Raw genomic sequence first — 26,616 nt, forward strand, 5'->3', positions numbered from 1 at the left:
GTAGCAGTGGAAGAAAAAAAGGAAGAACATCAGTCAGCATTTCAAACTGATTCTCGTTATGCAATCGTTGCAGGATGGCTTATTATTCCGGCAATTATGATTTTGTTCAGTATCATTTCGGTAGTATTACTTGTCATCGCTGTCAATCCTGCTTCTTTAGGGACTTACAGTTTAGTTGTATACATAACAAGCATCATTCTGTTTTTCTTTTATCTATTTATCATTTATACATGGATCAAAAGGAAACAAATATTACCAAAGCTAATGATAACAGCTTATAGTATCAATATTTTATCGAACATACCTGCTATATTTGTAGAAGGAGAAATGCCCGGGGGCGCTATCTTAATTAACCTTATTTGGATTGGCTATTTTATCAGATCTAAACGAGTCAAGGCAACGTTTACCCAATGATGTGATTCTAGCAGCAAAGTGTGCATAGAATGTCCGCGTTGCTGCTAGGATGTTGTGGTTTAGTAAACGGAAAAATTAAACCAGAGGAAGGGGAAAGAAATGACCTTACAGCAATTAAAATATGTGATTGAAGTAGCCAGAAGCCGTTCGATTTCCAAAGCAGCCCAAGCTTTATTTATCAGCCAGCCGAGCTTATCCAATGCGTTAAAGGAATTGGAAAAGGAAATCGGCGTCAAAATATTCTCGCGTACAAACAAAGGAATCCACGTGACCAAAGAAGGGTCTGAGTTTTTAGGCTATGCCAGACAGGTTTTAGAACAGGCGGAATTGCTGGAAAACCGTTATTCTAACAATGCAGCGCCGCAGCATCATTTTGCTGTATCTGCGCAGCACTATGCTTTTGCGGTTAGTGCCTTTGTACGCCTGTTAAAAGATTATGACCGGGACGAATATGATTTTACATTTCGGGAAACAAGGACGTATGAAATTATCGAGGATGTTAAAAATTTAAACAGTGAAATCGGGATTATGTATATCAACGATTTTAATGAGCAGATTATCCGTAAATTTTTAAGAGAAGGAAATTTAGCCTTTCACCGTTTATTTGAGGCAACACCCCATGTGTTTATCAGCGGGGATAATCCATTGGCGAAGAAAGCGTATGTGACGCTGGAGGATTTGGAGCCGTATCCTTATTTGCTGTATGAGCAAGGGGATTATAATTCATTTTATTTTTCAGAGGAGATTTTAAGCACGCTGACCCGACCGAAAAATATTCATGTCCGCGACCGGGCAACGATGTTTAATCTGCTGATTGGCCTGAATGGTTATACGATATCGACGGGAGTTATCAGTCAGAGGCTGAATGGAGATAATATTATTGCGGTTCCGTTGAAGGTTGATGAAGTCATTCATGTTGGCTATATCGTTCATAAAGATATTGAGCTCAGCCCAATGGCGCAAACCTATATTGCCTATTTACAGTCCAGTATTGAAGAAGAAAGACAAAGTTTGCCGTAGCCCTTGATATAGTTAAAAGCTATATCGAACGATAGATTTTAGGTGTTATCTGATATCGGGATCTCTGTGATAGACTAATCTCAACCAATGAAACGAAGGAGAGATTCGTAATGACAGTAGCGAGCAAAGAGGGCGTACGTGCAGAAACACCATTCCGATTTGATAATGTGGGAAGCTTCCTGAGACCGGAAAAATTAAAGGAAGCCCGTGAAGCTTTTGCAAAAGGAAGTATTTCTGATCAGGCTTTAAAAGCTGTAGAAGATGAGGCGATTAAGGATTTAATCCAGAAGCAGAAAGATGTCGGCTTAAAAGCAATTACAGACGGAGAATTCCGTCGTTCCTGGTGGCATCTTGACTTTATGTGGGGACTGCAGGGGGTAGAGAAGCAGGATATTAAAAAGGGCTATCAATTTCAAGGCGAAGAAACACGTGCAGAAACAGCCCGTTTAACTGGAAAAATCAGCGGAGAAAATCATCCGTTTGTCGAGCATTTCCAATTTATACAGCAATTTGCCGATGAGGAAGCCGTGGCAAGACAGACCATTCCTGCTCCGGCACAATTTTTAGCAGAGCTGCAACGCCCGGAAAATGTAGAAATAACCAATCAGCTTTATCCGAATCAGAATGAATTGGCAGAAGATATTGCAGCGGCATATCGTACCGTTATCCAAGATTTATATGAAGCAGGGTGCAGAAACTTGCAAGTAGATGACTGTACATGGGGAATGCTTGTTGATGAAAATTATTGGGCAAGCCGTCATGATGGAGCAAATGTAGAAGATATCGGAACGCTTTATGTGAATTTAAATAATAAAGCGATTGAAAACCATCCAGAGGATTTAATCATTACAACACATGTTTGTCGCGGAAACTATCATTCTACATGGGCTTCTTCAGGTGCTTATGACACCATTGCTAAAATTCTATTTGCGCAAGAAAAAGTAAAAGCATATTATTTAGAGTTTGATACCGAGCGTGCCGGCGGATTTGAATCTCTCGTTAATGTTAGTGACGATAAGCTTGTGGTATTGGGATTATTCTCTTCCAAGCTTCCGGAGCTGGAGGATAAAGCCCAAATCAAGAAACGTATTGAAGAAGCTTCGAAATATGTGCCGATTGAGCGTTTATGTGTCAGTCCACAATGCGGTTTTGCTTCAACGGAAGAAGGAAATATTCTGACGGAAGAGCAGCAATGGGATAAATTACGTTTAGTAAGGGAAGTTGCTGAGGAAGTTTGGGGGAAATAAATATGTTTGGAGGCAGGCTGAGGGAATCCAGCCTGCCTCCAAACAAAGTGATGTTTCCTCATTTACACATTTTTTTCTGATTAACGAATTTTTAATAAAAGCATCCATCTAACGTAAATGTAGAAAAGGAAGCGCTCCGAGCACTTCCTTTTCTACATTTTGTTAATGGGTTCGTCTAATACATGATGATCAGTATCGTTTGAAGAACCATTCGATTTATTATCTTTCTTCATCTTTTTTCCTGTTTTCACTGCAGTGTTTTTTGCTTCATCAATATCGGATTTAGCATCTTTCATCCCTTCTTGTACATCTTTTGCGTGGTCACCAAGTTCTTTTGTATCTTCAACAATATTTTTAGCTGTTTCTTTTATTTCCTGGCCTTCATTAGCCCAAACGTTTTGTACTTTCTCCAGTGCTTGCTGTGCACTTGATAGTGTTTGTTTCGCATTTTCTATTAGATATTGTTTCGTACCATTTGGATTATCTTTAATTTTTTGAGTATATGACACAACAGAATCTTTCGCATTCATGGAAGTATCTTTTACTTTACTTTTTGTTTTCGGGTTCAGCAGGATGAAGGAGATACCAGCTATTGCTCCAGCCCCTATTAGTAATCCAAACTTGTTGTTTTTTTCCATTGTCTACCTCTCCTTTCTTTATCGAATTCATAAACTTGTTGCTTTACGGTCAAAACATAAAAAATCCTAGAATCGTTTTTCTTCTTGGATGTTGTCGTCCTTGTCTCTGATTTCCACCTTGCTTGGTGTATTCTCTTTCGCCATTTGCTCTGCAGCAGAAAGCGCATCATCTTTTGATCCATACACTTCTTCCGGTGCGACATCTTCCAGTTTTACATACCAGCTTGTTTCATTTGCATCCGGTACGACACTAAATGTTTTCATCTTGCTCAACTCCTTTATTACGATCTTATGGGAGGTTTACCCTCAGTTGGAGTAAGTAAAACATGCTATACGGAGAAATTTCATCATTTCTTCCTGTGAAGGATACTATGAGGGATTGAAATATTGATATGGAAGCATGGATGGGCAGACGCCTGGTCGATTCTAATAGTGATTTCATTTTCTTCAGCTTGAAATGTCGTAATGTGTATAAAGTCAAAAGAAAACTTCCTCTGTACTTGTCAGTTTTAATACAGCAGGGAAAAGGCTAAGAACAATAATGCTTCCTAAAATCAGCCAGCTGAAAATAAACCAAAAAGGTATATTAAAAAAGTTTAGAAGAAGGGCAGCTAACGGAATAATCATTAAAAAGGAAAACTGTATTCTCGATTTTTTTGTGGCATATTGCTTTTCCCCACAATAAGGGCAACTATATGCGGTATCTAAGGTAGTGGTTACTTTCATGGTTTGTTTCCACGTCCATTTTCGGTGACAGTGCTGACACGTTGGCATTATCATTACTCCTCTCAGCTGGTAATATATATAAATTGTAACATATGGAAAAATGACTTTTCATTTCTTAACAAAAAGGATAAGAAAAAAAGCTAGCATCTTTTTCGCTTTTCCTTTAATCTATAGTAAGCTGTTTATTATTTCGAGAATCAAAATACAAATTTAACTGCAAGAAGGGATACAGATAGATGAATCAAATACATCGACCGACCGTTGTGGCGCTTTTGCTGGCTGGGTCTTTTATTTCTATTTTAAATCAGACATTGATGATTACGGCGATACCGCCAATTATCAATGAAATGGGTGTGACACCGAACAGTGCACAGTGGCTGACTACGGTATTTATGCTGGTAAATGGGATCATGATCCCCGTCAGTGCTTTTTTAATTGAACGTTTTACAACGAGGCAGCTCTTTTTGACGGCAATGAGTGTGTTTGCTGTAGGTACATTAATTGGAGGACTAGCGCCGAATTTTGAATTTTTAATTATGTCCAGAGTCATTCAATCTATTGGTGCCGGCGTGATGCTGCCATTGATGACGACCGTGTTTTTATTGATTTTCCCGATTAACAAAAGGGGATCCGTGATGGGATTGATTGGTCTGGTGATTTCCTTTGCACCGGCAATTGGACCTGTTATTTCAGGCTGGGTGACAGAGCATTATTCCTGGCGTGTGCTGTTTTATATTATTTTACCAATCGCTATTATTGATATTATTATTGCTTTCTTTGCTTTGCGTAATGTAACTGAAGTGAAGAAGACCAAGTTTGATGTTCTGTCTGTGATTCTATCGTCCTTTGGATTTGGCGGAATTCTTTATGGCGTAACCAATGCAGGGAACTTTGGCTGGGGAGCGCCGATTACACTGGTCACTTTAGCTATCGGTATTCTTTCTCTGATTCTATTTATTTTGCGCCAGTTAAAACTGAAATATCCAATGCTTGAATTTAGAGTGTTTAAGTATGCTATCTTCCCATTCAGTGTCTTTATTGGTTCAATTACGTTTATGGGACTGATTGGATCAGAGACCTTGATCCCGCTGTATATGCAAAATATGCGGGACTTCACTGCATTTGAAGCTGGGCTGTCGATGCTCCCGGGTGCTTTGATTACAGGTATTATGGGACCGATTATCGGCAGGATTTTTGACCGGGTCGGCGGGAAATGGATTGTGCTGCCGGGGCTTATTATTGTGACGTTAGCGACTGTTCCATTTATGTTCCTTCATGTCGAAACGACCTTTACTTTTGTAATTGTAATGTACGCTGTACGTATGTTTGGGTTTGCACTGATTATGATGCCGATTCAGACAGCGGCATTAAACCAGCTGCCAAGAGAGCTTATTCCGCACGGTGCTGCATTAGATGGTACGATGCGTATGGTGGCAGCTTCCGTTGGTACAGCGATTCTTGTAACGATTATGACATCCGCGGCTACGATGACAGAAGGCAGTGAATCCATTACCCGTCCAGATATTTTCGGTGTGAATGTAGCCTTTGGAGTGATTGCAGTGCTGGCTTTATGTACGTTAATTGCTTATTTCTTTATCAAATTCGATCCATCTCCTGTTGAACAGGCGAAGATGGATAGGGAAAATAATGTGTCGTGATTAATAAAAATCCTCGTTTGCTTTTTTGGAAGTAGCGGGGATTTTTTAATAGAAAAGGAGAGGTTCTATGGTTCAACTTCCTGAAAGATTAAAGAACTGGATTGTTTCTCACTTTCCAAAGGAAACAGCTATTCATCATATTTATTCATTGAAAGGAAGCACCACAGCTGCGATGTATGCAATAAACCTTAAATTGCCGACTGGTGAAATGAAAGAACTGGTATTACGGCAATACGAAAAGAGCCAGTTTACAGCAAAAGAAATCAAACAAGAAGCAGACAGCCTAAAAGCAGCAGCATCTTTATCTATTGAAACACCGCTATATATTTCAGCTGATCCAGAAGGAAAAATAATCGGCAAACCGCTCCTTTTAATGAGCAAAATGGAAGGCAAGGTAGATATATTGCCGGCGAATCAAGCTGCATGGTTGAATCAGCTTGCAGAAGCATTAGCTCAGATACACCACAATATAATAAATCATTTTCCCTGGAAGCACGAACGTTATCAAAAAGCGGGTGAAATGGAAATTCCGGCCTGGTCAGGAAAGTCAGAAGTATGGAAAGCTTTAAAAGAAATTGCATTGCGTCCAGAGCCGAGCTATAAACCGATATTTATTCATCGCGATTTTCACCCGGCCAATGTACTTTGGAAGGATGCTGAGGTGAGCGGTGTGGTGGATTGGGCCAATGGCTGCTTAGGTCATACTGGAGTGGATGTGGGACATTGCCGCTGGAATCTTGCCATGCTTTATGGTGTGGAAGCTGCAGATATTTTTTTGGCAGCGTATCAAGAGAAGACGGGGCATCATTTTTCCTATGATGTTTATTGGGATATTGTTTCCTTAATGGATGTGTTAGAAGGACAGCCGGAAGTTTATCCTGGCTGGGAAGTCTTTGGGAAAACGGATATTACGGAGGAAGTAATGATAGAGAGAATGGATGAATACGCAGTTTCACTGTTAGAAAAAGCGATGGAATAGAGGAGGATAATGAAGATGGAAAGAGTAGATGTGGTCTATGCGTTGATTTTAGACGAGACAGAAGAGAAGATTTTAATGGTGCAGAATATAAAGCATGATAATTGGTCGATGCCTGGCGGAGCAGTGGAGGCTGGGGAAACACTAACAGAAGCAGTTATCCGTGAAGCGAGAGAAGAAACCGGTTTAACGATTGAAGCGGGAGACATTCTTGCTGTGAATGAAGCGTTTATGGAAAGATTCAATCACCATACCATCTTTTTTTCGTTTATGGCTAAGGTGGTTGGCGGCGGAATTTCCATTCAGGATACAGAAACAATTGCGGATACCGCATGGATGAGTATGGATGAAGCAGATAAATGGATGCCTTATCATAAAACAGGAATTAGAAGCTTATTGGAAAAAGCGGTTCCTTATACGTTTCAGGGTGTGGAGAAGTAATAAGATGGAGTATGGCGATTCGATGTTGCTATGCTCTTTTTTATTGTTTAGATAATAATAGTTGAAAACCTTATATAGGAACTAAAAAGCCGTAACTGCTTCCTATTACGGCTTCTCAAATTATCCAATATCAATGCTGTTTACATATAAATCAAAACAAAACATAAGACAAATAAATCACGACAGTTACCGTAATAATACTAAAAAGTGTTGAAAATAAAACAATTTGTGCGTGCAATTCCGGCTTGATTTGATACTCCATCGCAATCGTTGATGTATTCCTGGAAGTCGGAAAAGAGCTTGCGATAAATAAGGATTGAGCAACGACTCCATCAATATTCAGCAGATATATAACAGCCAGTGCTAACGATGGTCCCATCACCAGTCTTCCAATCAAAGACCATGTAATGACCCGATGGAAAAAATGCAGCTTAATATTAGATAATTGTGCTCCCAGTAATAAAAGGGCAATAGCCACAAAACCATCGGCAAGCTGATCAAGCGGTATCATAATCGAATTAGGAATGGGAATGGAAAATCCTTGGAACAGCATCCCTAATAGCAATGCGTGGAATACTGGCAATCTAAGAAAGGATTGAATAATCCCTCCAATTGATTTGGTTGCTGATAATAAATTATAAATTCCGTAAGAGTATGTTAATAGATTCTGGAAAATAAGAATGAAAACCTGAATCGAAAACCCTAAAGGATTGCTGCTGAAAACTAATTGGCTTACTGGCAAGCCGTAGTTGCCAGAGTTCATTAACGAAATACTATTTTTTAGAGCTGCACTTTCTTCTCTGTCTAATTTTAATAGTTTGGCAATGATGTGACTTACAATAATCAGAATTAAACTATAAAGGATGATGTAATAGATTATTTGAAAAAATATATCCATTTCTATACTGATATGATATATATTCACAAATACAGCAGCTGGCATTAAGCAATATGTAATCAGTGTAGATATCTGTTTCAGATTAAATTGAAACTTTCTCTGTAAAAGGGCACCGACCAGGGTCAATATCAATATGGGAAATATCACGTCTAATAAAATAAAAATAAACATTTCAAACCTCATCCTAAATGTTTCATAGTTGAATTGCGCCATTACTAAATATGGCTTTATCTTATCATGAAAGGAAAGATAAGGAAAATATCAAAAAGTTATCCTTTGGAATAAGTAAAAATTATATATTACTAATGAGTCTGCTAAGTGTGTACCTTCTGCATTATGCTGGTAAAGCCTATCTGCCATCGATCATTAGTTTTTCGATTGCCATTCTGATATTTGCTGCGAGCTTTGTCGTAGCCGCAGCAGCTAATGCTTGGTATGGCATAGGGCTTGGGATGCTGGCTGCAGGAATCTTCGGCTGTTCCATTATTATCTTATTGTTTATATTTATTTATCAGCGTTTCGTAAAATAGATGTATTGCAATCTTTCGACAGATAAAAACCACGCTAGCTTGTTCCAATTTCAAAATAAGCTAGCGTGTTTTCGTATTTGCATGAAGGTTGAGCTGATGTATCTGGTTGAGAGAATTTAACAGGTTCCTTACTCGATCAAAAATATTAGGAAACAGCTTCACTAATATATGGCTTAAGAGATTCGGTATAACACATCTCCCCACCCATTGTAACAACAATGCCTTCTATATCCTCTAACGCATCCAGCGCATCAATAATTTGGCGGGGAGACTTTCCGAATAAACGGCTTGTCCATATTTCGCCATCGACTGATTTTTTGGATACAATGGTTAATCCGGCAATTTCTGATTCAATCGGATAGCCAGTGCGAGGGTCCAAAATATGGTGGTATGTCTGGTTATCCTTCGTGAAATTTCTTTCGTAAATGCCAGAGGTAACCACAGATTGGTTTAGAGCGTTTAACACAGCGATATACTTCCCGCGCGGCAGGAGCGGGTGTTGAATGCCGATGCGCCAATAGCCATCCGCTTGATTTGGGGAATTTCCATGAGTGATGACATTTCCACCTAAATTAATCAGGGCTTCCGATACGTCCATCGATTCCAAATCCTGAATCAGAAGGTCGGCAATAAATCCTTTTGCCAGGGCGCCTAAATCAATAAACATCCCCGTGTGTTTTAAAAATACGGTTTGTTCTTCCTCATCAAGAATAATGTCTTCAGCGTTTATTTTGTTGAGCAAGGATGCAATGGTTTTTGGCGAGGGAACATTCGCATCTTCAAATCCAATGCGCCAAGCTTGAACAAGAGGGCCGATGGTAATGTTTAACGCACTGTCTGCCGGAGTGCTGTGTTTCTTTCCGATTTTGATCAATTGGTACAAGCTCGGATTAACCTTTACCGGTTTTATCCCTGCATTTTGGTTTACTTCCATCAGCTCTGAGCTTGCATCGTGCGCACTAAACCGTTTCTCGTATTCTGTTAATCGAAGAATCAATTCATCCAAAATAAAATCTGCATAGTCATGCTGAACAGATAATTGGATAATTGTTCCCATCCTATGTATTTCACGCGTTTGCATTGTCATACTTGTCACCCTTTTGCATTAGAATACGTTGATTAAAACGAAAGGATGCCTGTCAGAAAAAAGCTTCGGTTTTCATGAAGAATCATTCTGCAGCATCGTCTATAAATCAAATAAAGGCTTGAGACAGCACTTGAAAAAGAGGCCGTGTTGACCTCTTTTTCATGAACAAGCTTTAGCTTTTAACCGTTGCTCCAGCTACGGTATCTACTTTCGAAGTCGCTCCGGATACCGCATCGACACCGCCTCCGGTTAATTGCTGGCCAGTTTGTTCTAAATACCAATCAATGATTGGCTGAATATCTTGTACATATTCATTGATGCCAATATAATTATCCTCCTCATCACGTACCGCCTGATAGCTGTGGACAACAAATTTATCTGGTCCATGGGTAGGAACCTGTGTCCTTACGACATCCTGTTTTCCGGTACGTAATTGCTGAATGACCCAGGAAACGCCGCTAAATACTCTTTCCGGGTGACATTCTGCTAATGGACTTCCCACTTGTTCCGGTCTGCGTCCTGCCAGCATATCTTCTTTTTCCATGTTGTAGTTATAGTATAAGAATTGGTTATTACTATCTGCATAAGTCAATTCGGCAGGCATGGAATTCAAGAAATGATTGAGCTGATTGACTGTTAAAAGCCCGCGATTTAATTTAACATACGTATTGCCTTCCACGGCCTGGGTTGCTTCGGCAGCCTGTTCCAGCCAGTCATCGGCGGACATATCGATGCCTTCCACTGTCGTATCAATTGCTCCGGTAGCATATAAATCCTCTGTATCGGATACATCCTGCATTCCTTCAGGTGCGTGGATAACCTTGACCACATTGATAAAACGGATAAATTTCTTGATACACGTTTCTAAGAATTGGGCTGTCTGCGCATCTTTCAGGTTTTCATCTTCATCAAATGCATCATAGACTTCCCCTAATAGAAATTCATTACCTGGCATAACGATAGCATTTACTCCAGGTGCATCTAATATTTGCCGCAAATGTAACTGAGACCGTGAAGATCCCTGGACATCATAAGAAGCTCCCACAATCATCACCGGTTTTTCATCAAGCGGATGTATTTTAAACGATAACCATTCTAAGACACTCTGTAATGCCGATGGGATGGAGTGGTTATATTCCGGTGTAGCAATAATTACGCCATCTGCCTGCATAATTTTATTATTTAAATTTTGAATCACTTCACTATTGGTTTGATCATCTGATTGGTTAAACATTGGGACATCTTTAATATCCAGTACTTCCACATCAACTAATTTCTTGAAATTTTTTGCGATAAAGTTTAACAATATGCGATTATAAGAAAATTCAGCATTAGATCCTACGATTCCAACAAGTTTCATCAATATACCCCCTAGTAATTAATTGGTCTCCCATGAGAAGTTTGCTGCTTGCTTCTGATGCGTTTCATTCGCATTGACTAATTGATTCGTGATATCCACAAAATGTATAAAATCATTAAAAATTTGTTCGAGTTCTTCTATTTTTTGTGGGTCTTTTAACGTGCCATTATCATCAAAAGCCTGTAACGAATAACCAATCAAAAATTCAGAACTTGGCATAATGCGTGCTTTCAATTCAGGTGCATCAAGCATTTGCCGCAAATGACTTTGTGCACGGGAAGAGCCTAATCTTCCATAGGAAGCTCCAGTCAGCATAACAGGCTTATCAATTAATGCCTGATTTGTATAAGATAACCATTCTAACGCGCTTTTTAAAATGGCTGGTACGGAATGGTTATATTCCGGTGAACTGATAATCACGCCATCTGCTTCTCTGATTTTATCCGCCAGTTTTTGTACTTCCTCAGGTGCTGTCTTGTCTTCCGGCTTATTAAAAGCAGGTAAATGTTTAATTTCGAAAATTTCAATTTCAGCTTGATCTGCAAAATGTTTTTGAATAAATTGCAGTAAAATACGATTCGTAGAATAATCCGAATTTGTTCCTAGAATACTTAGAAATTTTTTCATTTTATTGCTCCTTTCTGATTTAGAAAAAAGAATGTGAAGTACATCACAATTTAATTATAATATGTTTAAGCAGGAAATACAAGGGGATGTGATGAAATGTTTTAAATTATAAGATTTATTTTAAAAGTATAATAGATAGTGCTAAGAGAATGTATAAAATAATATTTAGAATGATTGTGATGACTCGTATTATATTTTATTAAGAACGCTTTCTTTGATCTGGTCATTTTACCGCTTATATGTAGATAGAAAACATTTTAGTTTTGATATACCCTTCCTTTTTATTTTGAAACATTATGGGGGAGTTTCATAAAATTAAAATCAACAGGAGCAGGATACAAGGAGAGGGAACATGAATAAAGCTTCACTTTATAATAAAAGCATTATAATTATCAATATTTATCAACTTGTGAAAAGAGGTTCTGATTGCTAAAATTAGTTCAATAGTTTGCAAGCATACTTTTTATAGAAATAAATGATATATATTTTTGTGTGTGAATGATTGTTCTTAATTTAACGATTAAATTAGTTCTACATAAAGGCGATGTAATACAAGGAGTGAATTTGTTGCAGATTAGAAAAGCAAGTAAAGAAGATATAAAATCCATAGCTAAAGTTTATATTGATGGCTGGAAAACTACATATAAAGGTTTCGTACCGGATAATTATTTGGAGAGTTTAACATACGGGGAAGCAGAGCAAAAATGGATATCATTTTTAAGTAGTGAAAATAATCCTTTTATTTATATAGCAGTTAATGAAGAAGGAAAAACGATAGGTTTTGCAGCAGGAAAAGGTTTGGATAACGACAAATTTGACGGGGAGCTATACGCGCTTTATTTATTGCAAGAGAGTAGAGGATTAGGGACAGGAAAGCAGCTGGTTTCAGCCATTGCTAAGCATTTCACAGAACAAGGCATGAATTCGATGATGGTATGGGTGATGGAACAAAATAGATCCGGGCTTGGTTTCTACGAACGTATGGGAGGGGGAGAATACCTCCGCAGAAAAAGTGAGTTTGGAGGATGGATAGTAGAGGATGTAGCTTATGGCTGGGAAGATGTTTCGGCATTATGCAGAGAGGAATAACACGATATCTTGTCAGGAAAAATTGCCTGATTCGATATGTATAAAATTCTTGGTGTTTAAACAAAAGGAGAATCAAAATGGAAGTAGTATATATTGCAGGCGGATGCTTATGGGGAGTACAAGCTTTTATAAAAACATTACCTGGAGTTACGTTTACAGAAGCGGGAAGAGCGAATGGAACAAGTCACACACTTGAGGGGGAATATGATGGGTATGCCGAGTGTGTAAAAACAAGCTTTGATCCAGAGGTTATAACCATTAAAGAATTAATGAATTATTTTTTTGAGATTATTGATCCATACAGTTTAAATAAACAGGGGCAGGATATTGGCGAGAAATATAGAACAGGAGTATATAGTGAAAGTCCGGAGCATTTAAAAGAGGCGACGGCGTTTCTTAGGAATAGGGATGATTATGAACATATCGTGGTTGAAGTCTTGCCTCTTACCAATTATGTGAGAAGTGCAGCGGAGCATCAAGACAGGCTGGATAGATGTCCAAATGATTATTGCCATATTCCAGAAGAAATGTTAAGTAAATATAAATAAGGGAAAGGACTTAAATATGGTTTTCGGTCTCTGTTGGATGGTACGCTAAATAGAGAAGAGGCGTTTTTTAGAGAACGCAGAATACAAATAGGATGATAAAGGGTGTGTAATGATGAAAGCAATTATTTTTGATTTTGACGGGACGCTTGCTGATACGTTGCCGGTTTGCTTCTACGCGTTTCAAGCTGTGTTTAAAGAATTTGACAATAAGGAGGTCACCTCCGATGAAGTAAAAGCGATGTTCGGCCCTTCGGAAACTGGAATCATCAAAGAAAATCTGCTGGACTCTAATCAGGATAAAGCAATTGAATTATATTATGAAAAATATAGTGAAAAGCATCAAGAGCTTGTTGTTGAAGATGAGGAAATAAACGATTTGCTCCGGTTTTTAAAAAAAGAAGGATATCAATTAGGGATTGTAACAGGGAAAGCAAGAAGAAGTCTGATTATATCTTTAGATTGTCTTCAAATGAATGATTTGTTTGATGTAATCATAACAGGTGATGATGTTACGATGCCCAAACCTCATCCAGAGGGATTAAACAAGGCACTGGCACAGCTGCACATAAAAAACACGGAGGCTGTATTTTTAGGGGATAGCGATGCGGATATTCAGGCCGGTAAACAAGCAGACGTATATACAATCGGAGTACAATGGCTGCCAAATTATCAAACGTTAGAATTTCGTGTTCATCCAGACCTGCTGCTAAACAACGTGAATGAATTTCTGGAATGGTTAAAAAAATAGAAGAAAGAAATGATTGTTAAATAATTTCTTTCTAACAAACAGGTTATTTATTTTCTTGAAGGGAGAGTGCTAAAAATGACAAACAATCGTTTTGAAGAAGTTTATTCTCAAGGAAAAATGAAGAATACGAAGATTATTCGTGATAATGAGACAGGCGTTTTGTATATGCTGCATCAAGAAGGCTATGGAGCGGGGCTGACTGTTATGGTGGATCAGGAAGGTAAACCCTTAGTGGACAAAGATTTTAATTAGAATAGAAATAATTATGGTTGTATGGTGGTTGAAGTCTTGCTGCTTACAAATTACGTGAGAAGCGCTGAGGAACTTCAAGAGAGATTAAGCAGGCGCTCAAATAACTATTGTCATCTTCAAAAAGAAATATGAAATAAATATAAGGATTAAACTCTGAATTTTTTCCTTACTATTTTCTGAGGAACAAAAGGCACGCTTCTCCATTCGTAATTAGAATAAGCAAGCGTGCTTTTTAAATAGATTTGGCAAAACTGGAAATGGTTTCTCTCTGAGCTGCCAAACAAAAAATAAATCTAAGAGATATTTTGGTAATAGTAGCCTTTTTGATTGTTCCATTTTTTACAAGCTTTATTCCATTTATCACGGAGAACCGCCCGTAAAACTACCGCTGAATGAGGTTTCGTTTTATCATGATTGACAAACAATCAACTTATAATCATCATGATAACCACAATAAACAAAAGAACTAAATAAATCTTTGAAAAGAGTTTATCAGATAATTTTTGAGCCCAGGACCTGCCGATAGGTACTCCAACAAATCCCCCGACGGTAAATCCAATAAGCGCAGGTATGTATATGAATCCTATCGTTGATGAAGGCATCGCATCTATCTTCATTCCTGTAACTAAATAAGCAAAAGCTCCTACGATAGCAATCGGCAGACCTAATGGGGTAGCCAAAGCTACAGCATGTATCATGCGCATCCCTCTATTTCTGAGATAAGGAATGGTCATTGTACTTCCGCCAATACCTAACAGAGTAGAAAGAAATCCAATGCCTATCCCGATAAAAGATGCGGAACGCTGCTTAGGCAGACGAAATGCTTGTTCGCCAATTTCTCTTGTGAACGATTTTTTTAGCATGTTCGAAATCAAGACATAAATTAATAGGCCGATAAATGCATACCTGAGAAAATCGCTCTCAATGTAGACTGCAAGCACGCCGCCTATTAAAGAACCTATTGCAATATACCCCGCTAATCGTTTAAAGACAGACCATGTCACATTGCCTTTTTTGGCATGGTTATACGTTGAATTAAATGAATTGATAATCATAACTGCTAATGATGTACCAATCGCAGTATGCATTAAATATTCGCTTGGAATGGAATCGGGTAAAAATGCAAATAAGATTGGTACTACGACGATTCCGCCTCCAAAACCAAACATGCTTGATAGCACACCAATTAAAATACCGATTAATGAAAACATTAAAAATGAAAAGCCCACTAACAATCATCTCTCTTTACTTATATTCATTTGGATTATTTCTTAGATTCTATTAAATCACAAATTGAATGGTGTTACCATAAGGCATTGTGTTGTCTGACCAGTTCAAACTTCAACGACTGCACTTGTGCTTTTGTATTTTTGTCCATGCCCGGTAGTGCAAGCGAAAGGATGATGAATACGTAGAAAATAACAAACTAACCACTTGTACTCTATGCAGATCAGCAATTCATACCTGATAAAGGGGCAAGGAATCCTTCTTCACTCATCCCTCCCGATTTTTCATAATTGGAATACCTGTGTTAATATTTAGTATTAGAGAGCAATGTTAATCCTTGCTGACACGTTATTAAACTATCAATTAACATGCGCCAATTCACTCTTTTGTAAAGCTGTATTATCGGAGAAAGGAAGTTTTAAATGGAAAATAATACTAAATTTTTAATGGGCATGTTAGCATTCGTATTCGTTATATTGACTGCTTGTGGAAATGTAACGGAGGATTCGGATGCGGAGTCTAATCACCTGTCATCAGAAAATGATGTGACGCAAAACGAAAATGACAATTTACCTGGACAAGAAAGTACACAAGATTCATCTCCTATCAACCCAGAAACAGAAACCGATTCTTTTGCAGATTGGAAAGGAAAAAGCCAAGATGAATCAGCGGAGGAACAGAGCCAGGAAGAGCCTTTGGAAGAATATGTTCCCAATGAAGATGATGTTGTATACAAAAATAATGAGTTGAAAAATAAAGATATCCTTGAAGCGTTTATGGAGACTGCGGGAGAAAATGGACAGGATAATGAAAGTGAAATCAGAGTGGTGAAGGACGAAGGGGATCAAGGTGTACTTATATATGATTTGAAATCCGGATATGAAAAAAGTGTTGATCAGGCATGGATTATGGTTTATTCAGATTTGAGCCACTACAGAGCCTTAGACGATGAAGCGCAGGATGTTTTTAATACGGATCAGCAATGCGGATATATGTCAAAAGATGAAATAGAAGGAAATTATAAATTACATGAATGTAGAACCCATTGGGAATACAGGTTACTTCCCACTGGAGAAGATAATGAAATGGAGTGACTGTTGCTTCATTATCTCCTCTCAACAAAAAGGCCGAAGCATGTCAGCTTCGGCCTTTTTGTTGAGAGAATGGATTGTATACTTGATGCGCACGCTTGAATTTTTTAGCTTATAATACTTCCTGTGTCTATTTATGCTTCCCAAAACTCCTTGGTGAACAAAATTTGTATATCATCCAGTAAGGTTAATTTAATGGTCTTTCAATTATCGGAGGTTATGTTGAAGAGCATAAGCCTAATTCTTTATTTGAAATACGAAGGAGACAGGCTTTTCTATCTTTTTTTCAACTTGTTATGAGTATAATACAGGCAGATAAAATTAAATAACTGATTTTTTTGATTTTTCGATACTATTATCTTGACAGCCCTAAAGATAGCATGTAGATTTTAAGTAAAGGGAGGGATGAAAGATGACCAATTATGACAAAGCAAAGAAAAAGATAGACAAAAGCAAAGAAATGCGGACTCAAGAAATCTCCGAAATGATTGACGAAGGCGGTTTAGGAGCTGATAGATATTATGATGTTATAAAAGGCTCTTCCCCGACTGAGAAAGAAACAGAATCAACGAAAAAATACCAAAAATGATAAAACGAAACTTCACTCAGTGGGAGTTTTTCGATGTACAAAAGTTCTTCGGTGGGGTGAGTAATCGCAACCCCAACTCTTTACGATGGGACGAGTAATCACAGTCCCACAACCCTAGAACGTCGCTAACTTAATCTGTTTCCTTCATTCTCCCACTGCATTAGCCTAAGTGATTCAGGGAGTTAGCTCACCTGAACTCCCGCCTAAATAAAGTTACTTTTACGGACGGTTCTCTGTGATAAAGAAGATCAAAAACGAGACAAACTTGGCTGAGAAGCAAGTGCATCTTTTCCCATGATTTGCGTAAATACCGGATGGTGCATCAGGACATCTGCAGCATCCCCTTCTGCATATCCAGCGATGATTTGATAGATTTTCTGACGAAGTAAATCTTCATTCGCATGCATGTAGCAGCGCCGTTCATTGGTAAGCTGTAAATATTATTCTGCCAAGGTCGCAGAGAATCCGATTTTTTCATCCAATTCACGGAAAATCATTTCACCAGTATCGGAGGATAATTCGCCTCCATCATGAGATAGTTTGATTTTACGATTGAAATCAAGTGTGATTTGCGGTAAAGCAGCCATTATTAGAACCCTTTCTATTGGTTGTTTGCTGGTACTTTTAACCTTAATAGAAATGGGTTCTTTTTCATTTATTTGATGCAGCTTATAACTGTCACAATTACTTGGGAGGTATGAGATAACAAGCTATTTAGATTTTTTTGAATCGTTGATTGTTTTCGAACCTTCATAAAAATCCCGTCAACGCCATGTTCTGTAAATGACGTATGGAAGAAAGCATCTTTTGCAGGAAGATTGTATCATTTCCGAATCCCGCAACGTCTTTCTATCATAAAATAACATCAGGGGTTTCAGGCAAAATCTGTCCGCCATCTATAACAAGTGACTGACCGGTAATATATTTTGCTTCTTCTGATGCAAAGAAGGAAACTGTTGTTCCGATGTCTTCAGGGTCTCCTAATCGTTTCATTGGAACAGCTTCCGCACCTTTTTCACTTAACACGCCCAGTTCCTTTTTCAAGGTTTCAGTAGCAATCATTCCAGGTTGAACCGCATTAACCGTAACGCCATATGGTGCATACTCCAAAGCCGCATTACGCATAAATCCAAGAATCCCTGCTTTGGTTGCCCCATAGATCGAACCGCCCGGATATCCGGTAATATCTCCCGTGATTGACGATGTCAGGATGACCCGGCCATAGTTTTGCTTCTTCATCGCTTCTAATACCGGTTTGGCAGTGAAGAACATACCTTTCAAGTTAATGCTTTGGATTTTATCCCAATCTTCTTCTGTCATGTCTGCAATAGATACATCCGGGTAGATACCTGTATTCGCAGCCAGAATATCGATTCTTTCATACTTTTTTAAAATATCCTGAACAACCCGTTCCGCATTATTTTTGTCCGTCACGTCTAATTTATGAAACTCCCCACTCACTTCTGCAGCCACTTTCTTCCCTGCTTCTTCATCGATGTCACAGATCATAACGGTTGCTCCAGCTTTTGCTAACGTCTTCACAATTCCTTTACCAATCCCATTTGCTCCACCGGTGACCATAGCGATTCTACTAGTTAAATCAAACATTATATCCCTGCCTTTCAGAATTCAGAATTATTTATAATTATAGATTATCAAGAAACATCGAAAAACTCCATGATTGTGCATACAATACTAGCCTATAACAAATTTGATATGGAACATAAAAACCCTTGTATTCCTAGGGTGTCAAACTAATGAGGATTACTTAACTGCTCTCCAATTGCTTTATATTTCAAATTATTTGATTCTCTTATTCACTAGCAAATAACCCCCGCTAATCACCAGATGCTAGACTTACATAAATAAGTAGTTCAGTGTAAACTGAATGTATAGAATTAATTGAAAAGGATTCTTAAACGGGGGAGTAAAAATGGTTATAAAATATTAAATTTAGGGGAAATGAGCATGAGACAAATAGAAGCAATCTTTTTAGATCGTGATGGAACAATTGGCGAGGATGACACGGTTCATTATCCAGGTGAATTTGAACTTTTTCCATATGTAGAGAAGGGAATCAAGAGATTAAAACAAGACAATATAAAAATTTTCTCATTTACCAATCAACCCGGAATTTCAAATGGTTTAGCCAAAAGACAGGATTTCGTACAGGAATTAAAAGGTTTCGGTTTCAATGATGTATATATATGCCCGCATAGACATGACGAAGGGTGTTCCTGCAGAAAGCCGAATACAGGTATGTTAATGGAAGCACAGCAAAAACACGAATTGAAGCTTGAAAACTGTGTCGTTGTAGGAGACCGATGGAGCGATATAGTTGCCGCAGCAAAGGTGGGAAGTATTAAAATCCTTGTTAAAACTGGGGCAGGGAAGTCTTCCCTAAATGAGCATTTTGATAAATTAAATGATGTAAACATTGATTACATAGCTAATGATTTTAAAGATGCTATAAGTTGGTTGTATAGTAATTATATTCTAAGCAATAGATTATGAAGTTTATTTCATAAAAGGGCGTCTTTTCCTGAATAGAAGGCACGCTCATTTTTACGAAGGGCCATTTAGTGAAAAAAGCGTGTATGGTAGGTAAAGATAGCATGAATTTTAATTAGATTAGAAGGGACGTATTATCATGAGCAATACTGATACAGCATTAAGGGATAATATTAAATTTCAATTTAGTATTTCTAGACAACTTCTCGAATACCATCTTTCCTCATTAAGTCAGGATGAATATATGTGGCGTTCGCCTAATAGTGGACTGCATATTCAAGAAGTGGATGGAAATTGGTATGCTGACTTACCTGAATCCGAAGCTTATGAGATTGGTACACCAAGTATTGCTTGGACATTGTGGCATATAACATTTTGGTGGGAAATGGTTTTTAATCACTCTTTTGGTGATGGCACGCTAACTAAAGAGGACATAAATGTTAATAAAAATGTAGAATCAGTCAAGTCAACCATCAACTCTCTGATAGAAAGATGGGAAAAGATATTATCAAACGTAACAGAAGAAGATTTAAACAGTAAACATTACAGTAAGTTCCCATTTAATAATGACGTGGAATTTCATAAACTAGCCTCTTGGCTAAATCTCGAATTAATGAAAAATGCTTCTGAAATTGGCTATGTTAGATTTGAATATGCATCATCATCTGATTGATAGAAATATAGTATGCACTCAAAATTTTAGGATAAATATTACGACATGAAAAGTACAACGGTTGGGTGCTTATGCGGAGCGAGGAAAAGCGTTCGAAATTATAGAAAAGGTCCATTATCTGGAATAAGGATATTGCAGTATATCAGAATTAAGAGGCTGGCTGGAAGGATTGATTTAAACTTGGAATCGTCTGGATATGCAGAAAGAATCGTTGATTTAAAACCATGGTCATAAAGTTTGTTAAAAAGAAAGAGCGTATTTTTGATCAATCTTTTTTCAAAACGGTTTTTTAATTTAACGTAAAACATGTACTTGCGAGCTATCAAAATAGAGGCTCTACAATCTAAAAAGCACGCTTCTCATTCTGAAATTAGAATAAGCAAGCGTGCTTTTTAAATGGAGCTGACGGGATTCGAACCCGTGACCCCTTGTCTGCCAGACAAGTATTCTCCCACTGAACTACAGCCCCGCATAGATAAGCAGAAAATAAATCGAACAATGATATTATATACTTTTTGTGGGATTGTATCAAGATTTTTGTTAGTGGTCAGATTAAAATAATTTCACCCACAAATAATAAAAAGAAGAATATCCACAGATAGACGTTTCGTTAGACATATTGCGTTCAGAAGTGACACAGAACCCAAAATGGGGAGTGAAAAAGAATGCAGATGGTAAAAACGAATTTTGGTTTGGCTAAAAAGGACACCTCGCAGTTGGTACATCGAGCCGATATATTCTGCAGTCTTTGTTTTCTTCTGGTAATCTGAATGACGGGAAAGCCGCTATTGCCTTATTAAAGGGAATGGATCAACGTCCCCCTATTACAACCATTCATTATGAAGCGCTGGATGCGGGTTACGATTTCAAAGCAATTTATGAACAGATTCATCGCAAGGGTCAAAAGTCTGTCATTGCCTATAATAAGCAAAATGATCGGGTTTGATAAGAATTTTGCCCCAACCTGTTTTCGAGAACATTCCTATAAATATGACAGTTTTGATCCAAAATACGAGACATTGAAATATACCAGACCAAAGGAATGCAGCGACTGCCCACTTGCGAACGAGGGTATCTGTCAAAAAGTATATAAAGTACAGATAACCACGGATTTAAGACGTTATACGGCGCCTGCACGCGGGGCAAAAGCATGGAAAAACATTTTCAAACAACGTACGGCAGTAGAACGTGTCAATGCTTATCTGAAAGAGTTCTATCAGCTAAACAATGTTCGTTATCGCACTGGAAAGCGTGCGAAAGTTCACTTTGATTTATAATGCTTCCCAATTGGCTGCGAATCGTATCCATGCGGAGCTTATTCAACGACAATCTGCTGCATAATTTTTGTTTTAAAAATACATTTTCGAAAATTCGGTTCGTCTTTGTTTAAAAAGAGCAATTATAAAATTCATTCAACAATTAAAATTTAATAATTTTTATTTTTTTATTAAACCTATTAGTATTGATGATAAATAAATAAAGGATAATGCAAAACTGATTATACAAAAATAGATCATAAGCCAATTGGTTTGTTGAAAAAATTCTACTGGAGAAATAAATTGTGTCATATCAAGTCGTACTAGTATAAGAAAAAATAAAATGAAATAAGTGTTTATATGTAAAAAGAAATGTAACAGCCTATGTGATTCTAAGTAATAGTTGTCAGTACGATAACTAAGAAGGTGCATAAAAAGACTAAGTGATAAAAAAGTTGATAACAATGGATAAATAGAAATAACTTGATTATTAGTCAATGAAAGGTTTTTAAAATAATTACTTAAAAATTCCGGTAAAACTTCTCCTAAACTTTCAAAGCCCATTCTAGTTGACGTAGGAGAGATTAAACTAATAAAAAGAATCATTAAGATAACTAAAAGTATATAGTCATTATTTTCTAGAATGGATTTAATGTTACCTTTAATATTTTCTAATGACATAAGAATACACTCCCTTTTTAGTATATAAAATAATAAGTGTCAGATAGAGCATACTAGTTTAAATAAATTAGCACGCTTTTTTATATCAATTTTCATCTGTTACAAATTGTAAAAGTATATTAAGAATATATAAACAAATTAATCCAAAATTTGCTATTGAGAAAAAGTTATACCAATTAACTTCTTCAAAAAGATATGATATTAGATTTAAGGTTGTTATATTATTGTTGTACAAAATAAATAATATTAATATGAAATAAATATTTACAATTACTAGAAATCCATAAATTGCTAAACATTCTTTGAAAAAATTCATTTTCCAACTACTAAGTAAAAGTAAAAGTACACTTAAAATATGCATTATTGATGTAAATTGAAATATGGAAAAAATGTCTGAATTAGTTAAAGATATATTATTAAAATATTTTTTTATGAAATTTGGTAGCAATTCAAATAAACTTTGAAATGCTGTTGAAGTAGTAACTGGGAAAATAAAACTAATAAGTAAAATGAGTAAAAGAAAAATAATTATGTAAGTATTATGTTTTATTAGCGATAAAAAAATATTTTCAGCAGTATTCCACATTTTTAAATATATACTCCTTTTATGGTGGTGATTTTTATGGCTATAATTGTTTTTATCTTATCATTTATTTCTGGATTTTTCATTTTGTATTATATAGGAACAGGGAATGAAAAATACGATAAAATTTAAGCGGAAAAAGAGAGTAAGAAGAATAAGAGAAATAATAGAATTTAAAAATAGTGCAGTACGTCATTATCCATCGTTGAAGATTAATAGGATGAACTCAATTATAGAGAACCATTTAGATGATTTTACGGTTTATAAAAAAGAAATTCTAAACTATCCACATAGTAAATAAAAGAATCCAAATAAAGGAGCTTTCTGTTATCAGAAGGCTTATTTATTTGTTGTTTTTGTTTCTGAAAATCTTAAATGAATAGAAGAACACCTCCTATTGATTTGTGATAAAATAGATAGACGCTGTTGAAAGCAGACAGCAAAAAGTGATAAGCCGATCAAGAAATAGAGGAGAATCCAATTTGAATAAAAAAGATATTGCCGATATAAAAAAACAATTCAAAGTAAATAATGATTTATTAAAGATACAGGATATTTTCAATGTATATATTATGAAAGAATCAAGTGAAATCTATCATTATGAAAGTACGCCGTTTGAAATGCTGGAGGATGAGCAGAAAGATTTGTTCATGGCGAATTTTAAGAAGGTGCTGACAGGGCAGCTGGATCAAAAATTGTTTGAATTGAAATTCCAGCGTGATGTGGAAGACAGCAGCCAGCTTATTCTTCACAAGGGAATGCTCTCGGATGATACAGAAGAATGGAAGGCGCAGATGCTGGAAATTGTAGCGAAAATGCTGAAGGATAAGCAGTATGAGATGGATATTGTTATCACGTTTATCCATGGAGAGTATGCAAAGCCTGTAAAACGGAGTAATGAAGAGGCGGAAGAAAGCAGCAGAAACAAGGTTTTTTCAAGTCCATTTACTTTATGCAGCATGAATAAAACAATGGATCCGAAGAAAGAACTGCTTTTTGATTATGTGGAGAAGGAATTTAAATATCATTTTGTGGTGGATCCGGTAATTAATTTAAAACAGCCTATTGGCGGTTTCTTATTCCCGGCATTTACAGGCGGAGCAGCGGATGTGAACCATGTGCTTTATTCTGCAGCCAAGCCATATGAGCTGGATTATCATTTTATTGAGGAAGTGCTGACCGCAGAGGAAGCAATGACCGCAGAGGACGATAAGATTGTGTTTGAGGAAATTGTTAAGGATGTAGCTGGTGAGCAGATCAATACGACGACATTGGCGAATGTGTATGATGAGATTCAGCGTGTTGTTGAAGAAAATGAAGAGGAAGATGCGCCAATGCTGGATTATAAGGATGTAGAAAAAGTATTAACCAGCAGCGGAGTACAGGATATTGACCCGGAGAAGGTAGAGACTGCTTTTAAAAAAGTGATTGATGATGAAAAATATGAGATGAAAGCAACCAGTATTGTACCGAAATATACATCTAAATCCATTAAAATCAAAACGAAAGTGGCTGACCTTAAAGTGTGCCCGCAGGATTTGCGTTATGTCCGTCAGACAACGCTTGACGGCAAGCTCTGTTTGATGATTGAAGTGGAAGAAAACACAGTGATTGAAGGGTTTGAAATGATTCCGGAAGCTATCTTTAATAGAGTAGAAGACGGGGAATAAATAGTAAAGTCTCTTAGTCGAAATTAGGCTGGGAGGCTTTTTAAGAGGCTTAGCCAGCTTATTATATTTGTTGCATTTACAACAATAGTCAGTTGTTTTACAATAGTAGCAATTATATTTTTTAACAGGATGCAAATAGAGGCAGAGAGGGGAAACTCAGGTGACATATAAAATCGTAACAGAGGAACAAAATTTACAGAAAGTTTTTGAGATTAGAAAAGAAATTTTCGTCAAGGAGCAGGAAGTGTCTGAAGAAGAGGAGTTTGATGCGTTTGACTCGCTGGATGCGGACTGCGTTCATATTTTAGTATATTACGATAACAAGCCTGTAGGAACGGGAAGAGTGAGAGCAGTAGAAGGAGTCGGGAAGCTGGAACGAATTTGTATTTTGAAGCCTTATCGTAAGTATGGGCTCGGCAAGGTAATTGTACAGTCCTTAGAGGAGATTGTTTTACAAAAAGGATTAATCCGCGCAAAATTGCATGGTCAGACGCATGCGGAAGGATTTTATCACAAATTGGGATATGAAACGGCGTCAGATGAATTTTTAGAAGATGGTATTCCGCATTATTTGATGGTGAAGCAGTTTAATTAAAGCATTACATATAATGTCACAACGGATAAGGAGGAGCCATGCAGCCTAAATTAGAAAACAAAGGGGTTATTATTGTTACGCTGGCAACAGGATTTTTATTAACATTCTGCCAGTTTTTATTGATTACGTCTTACCCGGCGATTATGCGGGAATTTCAGATTAATGCCACGGAAGTACAGTGGCTGACGACGATTTATTTATTAACAACCATAGTGTTTATCCCGTTGACAGGCTATTTATCTAACCGATTTTCAACCAAAGCACTTTTAGTTTTTGCACTGCTTTGCATGGCTGCCGGCCTTATTGTTGGTGCTTTTTCGCAGAGCTTTATTCAATTGATTCTTGCCAGAGCGATACAGGCGGTTGGAACGGGTGTGATATTGCCTGTGATTCAAACGATTTTAATTACCGTATTTCCAAAAGAAAGAAGAGGATTTGCACTTGGTCTGCTGGGCGGCGTCATTAATGTCGCTCCGGCAAGTGCGCCGTCTTTGACCGGAATGATTATTGATGTTTTCCATTGGCGCATCCTTCATTGGTTTATGCTGCCATTGGTGCTGATACTTTTGCTGTTAGCGGTTTTCTATATGAAGGATGTATTGAAAAAACAGGCAGCGCGGCTGGACATTCTCTCTGTGATTCTTTCGGCAGGGGCTTTTTCTTTGTTTATTTTTAGTATCAGTAATATTAGTGTTGCCGGCATGGACCTGTATCTCGTTATTTTGCCATTTTGTATCAGTGCTGTTTTATTATATCTTTTTGTCCGGCGGCAATTAGCGGATGATGTGCCTGTGCTGAATGTGCATTTATTTCAGAATCGGACATTTCTGTTGGCCGTGGTGCTTATATTTATGGATATGATGCTCCTATTATCGGCAGAGACGATTTTGCCGATGTTTGCGCAGAACGTTTTAGAAACGAGCGCCTTCCTATCTGGCTTTTTATTAGTGCCAGGTACGATTCTGCTTTGTATTGTCTCTGTTATTTCGGGGAATTTATATGATCGGTATGGCGGAAGGATTTTAGCTGTTATCGGGTTTGCTTTTACGCTTGTGTCCTTAGTACTGATGACAACGCTAAGTATCGACAGCTCCCCATATTTGATTATGATTTATTTCTGCTTTTTTATGACCGGATTCGGTTTGTCGCTGATGCCATTAGTTTCTGTCAGTGTCAATGTATTGGATGAAAAGGAAATGGCTCATAATTCAGCGATTGTGAATACCGTGCGCCAATTGGGAATGGCTTTTGGCGTGGTGATTCTGACAACCGTTATCAGTGTAACGACTGCTGTCATGGATGCACCGGAGCGGACAGGAACCTATTGGGGGACGACGTATGCATTTATAATGATGGCTGTGACAGCATTGCTTGGGGTGCTGCTGTCCATGCGTATTAAGGAGAAAATAGAATAGCGGCGCATCGATTAAAAGCATAAATGTTGAATGGATGACATTTATGCTTTTTAATTATTTGTAGAA

28 protein-coding genes, 1 tRNA gene and 3 pseudogenes are annotated in these 26,616 nt (G+C 37.4%); 20 read left to right on the forward strand and 12 right to left on the reverse strand.

What is annotated here, in order from left to right; all coding sequences use genetic code 11:
* Positions 1–6 precede the first annotated feature (6 nt).
* The 3 genes from MKY65_RS04685 to MKY65_RS04695 all read left to right on the forward strand — a co-directional run bounded on the left by MKY65_RS04685 (position 7) and on the right by MKY65_RS04695 (position 2,681).
* Positions 7–414, forward strand: coding sequence for a DUF2569 family protein (locus tag MKY65_RS04685; RefSeq protein ID WP_339182785.1), 408 nt, complete (start codon positions 7–9; stop codon positions 412–414).
* Positions 415–513: 99 nt separating this feature from the next.
* Entirely contained in the window at positions 514–1,434 is a 921-nt protein-coding gene (locus MKY65_RS04690) for a LysR family transcriptional regulator (protein WP_042532093.1), read from the forward strand.
* A gap of 110 nt (positions 1,435–1,544) precedes the next feature.
* Positions 1,545–2,681 carry a 5-methyltetrahydropteroyltriglutamate--homocysteine S-methyltransferase gene (locus tag MKY65_RS04695; RefSeq protein ID WP_339182788.1) on the forward strand — a complete coding sequence of 379 codons (1,137 nt, stop codon included), beginning with the start codon at positions 1,545–1,547 and terminating at the stop codon, positions 2,679–2,681.
* A gap of 152 nt (positions 2,682–2,833) precedes the next feature.
* Here MKY65_RS04695 and MKY65_RS04700 read toward each other — a convergent pair whose 3' ends face one another.
* The 3 genes from MKY65_RS04700 to MKY65_RS04710 form a co-directional block, all read right to left on the reverse strand.
* Positions 2,834–3,319, reverse strand: coding sequence for a hypothetical protein (locus tag MKY65_RS04700; protein WP_339182790.1), 486 nt, complete (start codon positions 3,317–3,319; stop codon positions 2,834–2,836).
* A gap of 66 nt (positions 3,320–3,385) precedes the next feature.
* The gene (locus MKY65_RS04705; protein WP_042532101.1) at positions 3,386–3,583 is read right to left on the reverse strand and encodes a DUF2188 domain-containing protein; all 198 of its coding nucleotides are present in this window, start codon (positions 3,581–3,583) and stop codon (positions 3,386–3,388) included.
* Between the two features lie 213 nt (positions 3,584–3,796).
* Complete coding sequence (locus tag MKY65_RS04710; RefSeq protein ID WP_339182791.1) at positions 3,797–4,093, reverse strand: TIGR04104 family putative zinc finger protein; 297 nt, start codon at positions 4,091–4,093, stop codon at positions 3,797–3,799.
* 188 nt (positions 4,094–4,281) lie between these two features.
* Here MKY65_RS04710 and MKY65_RS04715 point away from each other — a divergent pair, with 188 nt between their 5' ends.
* From MKY65_RS04715 to MKY65_RS04725, 3 genes are all read left to right on the forward strand, one after another.
* Positions 4,282–5,703, forward strand: coding sequence for an MDR family MFS transporter (locus MKY65_RS04715; protein ID WP_339182793.1), 1,422 nt, complete (start codon positions 4,282–4,284; stop codon positions 5,701–5,703).
* 67 nt (positions 5,704–5,770) lie between these two features.
* Positions 5,771–6,682 (forward strand): aminoglycoside phosphotransferase family protein, encoded by a 912-nt coding sequence (locus MKY65_RS04720; RefSeq protein ID WP_339182795.1) that lies wholly within the window; start codon positions 5,771–5,773, stop codon positions 6,680–6,682.
* 15 nt (positions 6,683–6,697) lie between these two features.
* Positions 6,698–7,120, forward strand: coding sequence for an NUDIX hydrolase (locus MKY65_RS04725; protein ID WP_339182797.1), 423 nt, complete (start codon positions 6,698–6,700; stop codon positions 7,118–7,120).
* 151 nt (positions 7,121–7,271) lie between these two features.
* Here the strand turns inward: MKY65_RS04725 and MKY65_RS04730 are convergent, their stop codons facing one another.
* Complete coding sequence (locus MKY65_RS04730) at positions 7,272–8,189, reverse strand: AEC family transporter (RefSeq protein WP_339182798.1); 918 nt, start codon at positions 8,187–8,189, stop codon at positions 7,272–7,274.
* Positions 8,190–8,338: 149 nt separating this feature from the next.
* Between MKY65_RS04730 and MKY65_RS04735 the strand changes: the two genes are divergently transcribed.
* Positions 8,339–8,548, forward strand: coding sequence for a hypothetical protein (locus MKY65_RS04735; RefSeq protein ID WP_339182800.1), 210 nt, complete (start codon positions 8,339–8,341; stop codon positions 8,546–8,548).
* A gap of 145 nt (positions 8,549–8,693) precedes the next feature.
* On the opposite strand, the gene MKY65_RS04740 is transcribed toward MKY65_RS04735, so the two are convergent.
* From MKY65_RS04740 to MKY65_RS04750, 3 genes are all read right to left on the reverse strand, one after another.
* A complete protein-coding gene (locus MKY65_RS04740) occupies positions 8,694–9,635 on the reverse strand; it encodes an FAD:protein FMN transferase (RefSeq protein WP_339182802.1) in 942 nt (313 codons plus the stop codon).
* Positions 9,636–9,807: 172 nt separating this feature from the next.
* Positions 9,808–10,995 (reverse strand): NAD(P)H-dependent oxidoreductase, encoded by a 1,188-nt coding sequence (locus MKY65_RS04745; protein ID WP_339182804.1) that lies wholly within the window; start codon positions 10,993–10,995, stop codon positions 9,808–9,810.
* Between the two features lie 18 nt (positions 10,996–11,013).
* A complete protein-coding gene (locus tag MKY65_RS04750; protein WP_339182806.1) occupies positions 11,014–11,622 on the reverse strand; it encodes an NADPH-dependent FMN reductase in 609 nt (202 codons plus the stop codon).
* A 558-nt stretch (positions 11,623–12,180) separates the two neighbouring features.
* On the opposite strand from MKY65_RS04750, the gene MKY65_RS04755 reads away from it, so the two are divergent.
* The 5 genes and pseudogenes from MKY65_RS04755 to MKY65_RS04775 all read left to right on the forward strand — a co-directional run.
* Complete coding sequence (locus MKY65_RS04755; protein ID WP_339182807.1) at positions 12,181–12,711, forward strand: GNAT family N-acetyltransferase; 531 nt, start codon at positions 12,181–12,183, stop codon at positions 12,709–12,711.
* 77 nt (positions 12,712–12,788) lie between these two features.
* On the forward strand, positions 12,789–13,259 hold the full coding sequence (locus MKY65_RS04760; protein WP_339182808.1) for a peptide-methionine (S)-S-oxide reductase: 471 nt from the start codon (positions 12,789–12,791) through the stop codon (positions 13,257–13,259).
* A gap of 109 nt (positions 13,260–13,368) precedes the next feature.
* Positions 13,369–14,007 (forward strand): HAD family hydrolase, encoded by a 639-nt coding sequence (locus tag MKY65_RS04765; protein ID WP_339182809.1) that lies wholly within the window; start codon positions 13,369–13,371, stop codon positions 14,005–14,007.
* 75 nt (positions 14,008–14,082) lie between these two features.
* Complete coding sequence (locus MKY65_RS04770; RefSeq protein ID WP_339182811.1) at positions 14,083–14,259, forward strand: DUF6440 family protein; 177 nt, start codon at positions 14,083–14,085, stop codon at positions 14,257–14,259.
* A 3-nt stretch (positions 14,260–14,262) separates the two neighbouring features.
* Positions 14,263–14,391 (forward strand): annotated as a pseudogene (locus MKY65_RS04775) (peptide-methionine (S)-S-oxide reductase); the annotation flags it as partial.
* A gap of 293 nt (positions 14,392–14,684) precedes the next feature.
* Here the strand turns inward: MKY65_RS04775 and MKY65_RS04780 are convergent.
* Positions 14,685–15,488, reverse strand: a complete 804-nt coding sequence (locus MKY65_RS04780) for a sulfite exporter TauE/SafE family protein (protein ID WP_339182813.1) — start codon at positions 15,486–15,488, stop codon at positions 14,685–14,687.
* Between the two features lie 420 nt (positions 15,489–15,908).
* On the opposite strand from MKY65_RS04780, the gene MKY65_RS04785 reads away from it, so the two are divergent.
* Together MKY65_RS04785 and MKY65_RS04790 are read left to right on the forward strand one after the other, a co-directional pair.
* On the forward strand, positions 15,909–16,580 hold the full coding sequence (locus MKY65_RS04785; protein WP_339182814.1) for a hypothetical protein: 672 nt from the start codon (positions 15,909–15,911) through the stop codon (positions 16,578–16,580).
* A gap of 409 nt (positions 16,581–16,989) precedes the next feature.
* A complete protein-coding gene (locus MKY65_RS04790) occupies positions 16,990–17,166 on the forward strand; it encodes a hypothetical protein (RefSeq protein WP_339182816.1) in 177 nt (58 codons plus the stop codon).
* Positions 17,167–17,417: 251 nt separating this feature from the next.
* On the opposite strand, the pseudogene MKY65_RS04795 reads toward MKY65_RS04790, so the two are convergent.
* Both MKY65_RS04795 and MKY65_RS04800 read right to left on the reverse strand, forming a co-directional pair.
* Positions 17,418–17,753: pseudogene (locus MKY65_RS04795) on the reverse strand (transposase); the annotation flags it as partial.
* A gap of 265 nt (positions 17,754–18,018) precedes the next feature.
* Entirely contained in the window at positions 18,019–18,774 is a 756-nt protein-coding gene (locus MKY65_RS04800; protein ID WP_339182817.1) for an SDR family oxidoreductase, read from the reverse strand.
* Positions 18,775–19,134: 360 nt separating this feature from the next.
* Here MKY65_RS04800 and MKY65_RS04805 point away from each other — a divergent pair, with 360 nt between their 5' ends.
* Positions 19,135–19,680 (forward strand): HAD-IIIA family hydrolase, encoded by a 546-nt coding sequence (locus tag MKY65_RS04805; protein WP_339182819.1) that lies wholly within the window; start codon positions 19,135–19,137, stop codon positions 19,678–19,680.
* Positions 19,681–19,816: 136 nt separating this feature from the next.
* On the forward strand, positions 19,817–20,350 hold the full coding sequence (locus MKY65_RS04810; protein ID WP_339182821.1) for a DinB family protein: 534 nt from the start codon (positions 19,817–19,819) through the stop codon (positions 20,348–20,350).
* A gap of 397 nt (positions 20,351–20,747) precedes the next feature.
* On the opposite strand, the gene MKY65_RS04815 is transcribed toward MKY65_RS04810, so the two are convergent.
* A tRNA-Ala gene (locus MKY65_RS04815) sits at positions 20,748–20,819 on the reverse strand.
* Between the two features lie 126 nt (positions 20,820–20,945).
* Here MKY65_RS04815 and MKY65_RS04820 point away from each other — a divergent pair.
* Positions 20,946–21,691: pseudogene (locus MKY65_RS04820) on the forward strand (transposase); the annotation flags it as partial.
* Positions 21,692–21,786: 95 nt separating this feature from the next.
* Here the strand turns inward: MKY65_RS04820 and MKY65_RS04825 are convergent.
* Positions 21,787–22,287, reverse strand: coding sequence for a hypothetical protein (locus MKY65_RS04825; protein ID WP_339182822.1), 501 nt, complete (start codon positions 22,285–22,287; stop codon positions 21,787–21,789).
* A 1,065-nt stretch (positions 22,288–23,352) separates the two neighbouring features.
* Here MKY65_RS04825 and MKY65_RS04830 point away from each other — a divergent pair.
* The 3 genes from MKY65_RS04830 to MKY65_RS04840 all read left to right on the forward strand — a co-directional run bounded on the left by MKY65_RS04830 (position 23,353) and on the right by MKY65_RS04840 (position 26,550).
* Positions 23,353–24,540 (forward strand): DUF4317 domain-containing protein, encoded by a 1,188-nt coding sequence (locus tag MKY65_RS04830; protein ID WP_339182823.1) that lies wholly within the window; start codon positions 23,353–23,355, stop codon positions 24,538–24,540.
* 160 nt (positions 24,541–24,700) lie between these two features.
* The gene (locus MKY65_RS04835; protein ID WP_339182825.1) at positions 24,701–25,135 is read left to right on the forward strand and encodes a GNAT family N-acetyltransferase; all 435 of its coding nucleotides are present in this window, start codon (positions 24,701–24,703) and stop codon (positions 25,133–25,135) included.
* Between the two features lie 38 nt (positions 25,136–25,173).
* Positions 25,174–26,550, forward strand: a complete 1,377-nt coding sequence (locus tag MKY65_RS04840; RefSeq protein WP_339182827.1) for a DHA2 family efflux MFS transporter permease subunit — start codon at positions 25,174–25,176, stop codon at positions 26,548–26,550.
* The last annotated feature ends 66 nt before the right edge of the window (positions 26,551–26,616 follow it).

The organism is Oceanobacillus sp. FSL W7-1293, assembly GCF_037969815.1.
GTDB classification, from domain to species: domain Bacteria; phylum Bacillota; class Bacilli; order Bacillales; family Amphibacillaceae; genus Oceanobacillus; species Oceanobacillus oncorhynchi.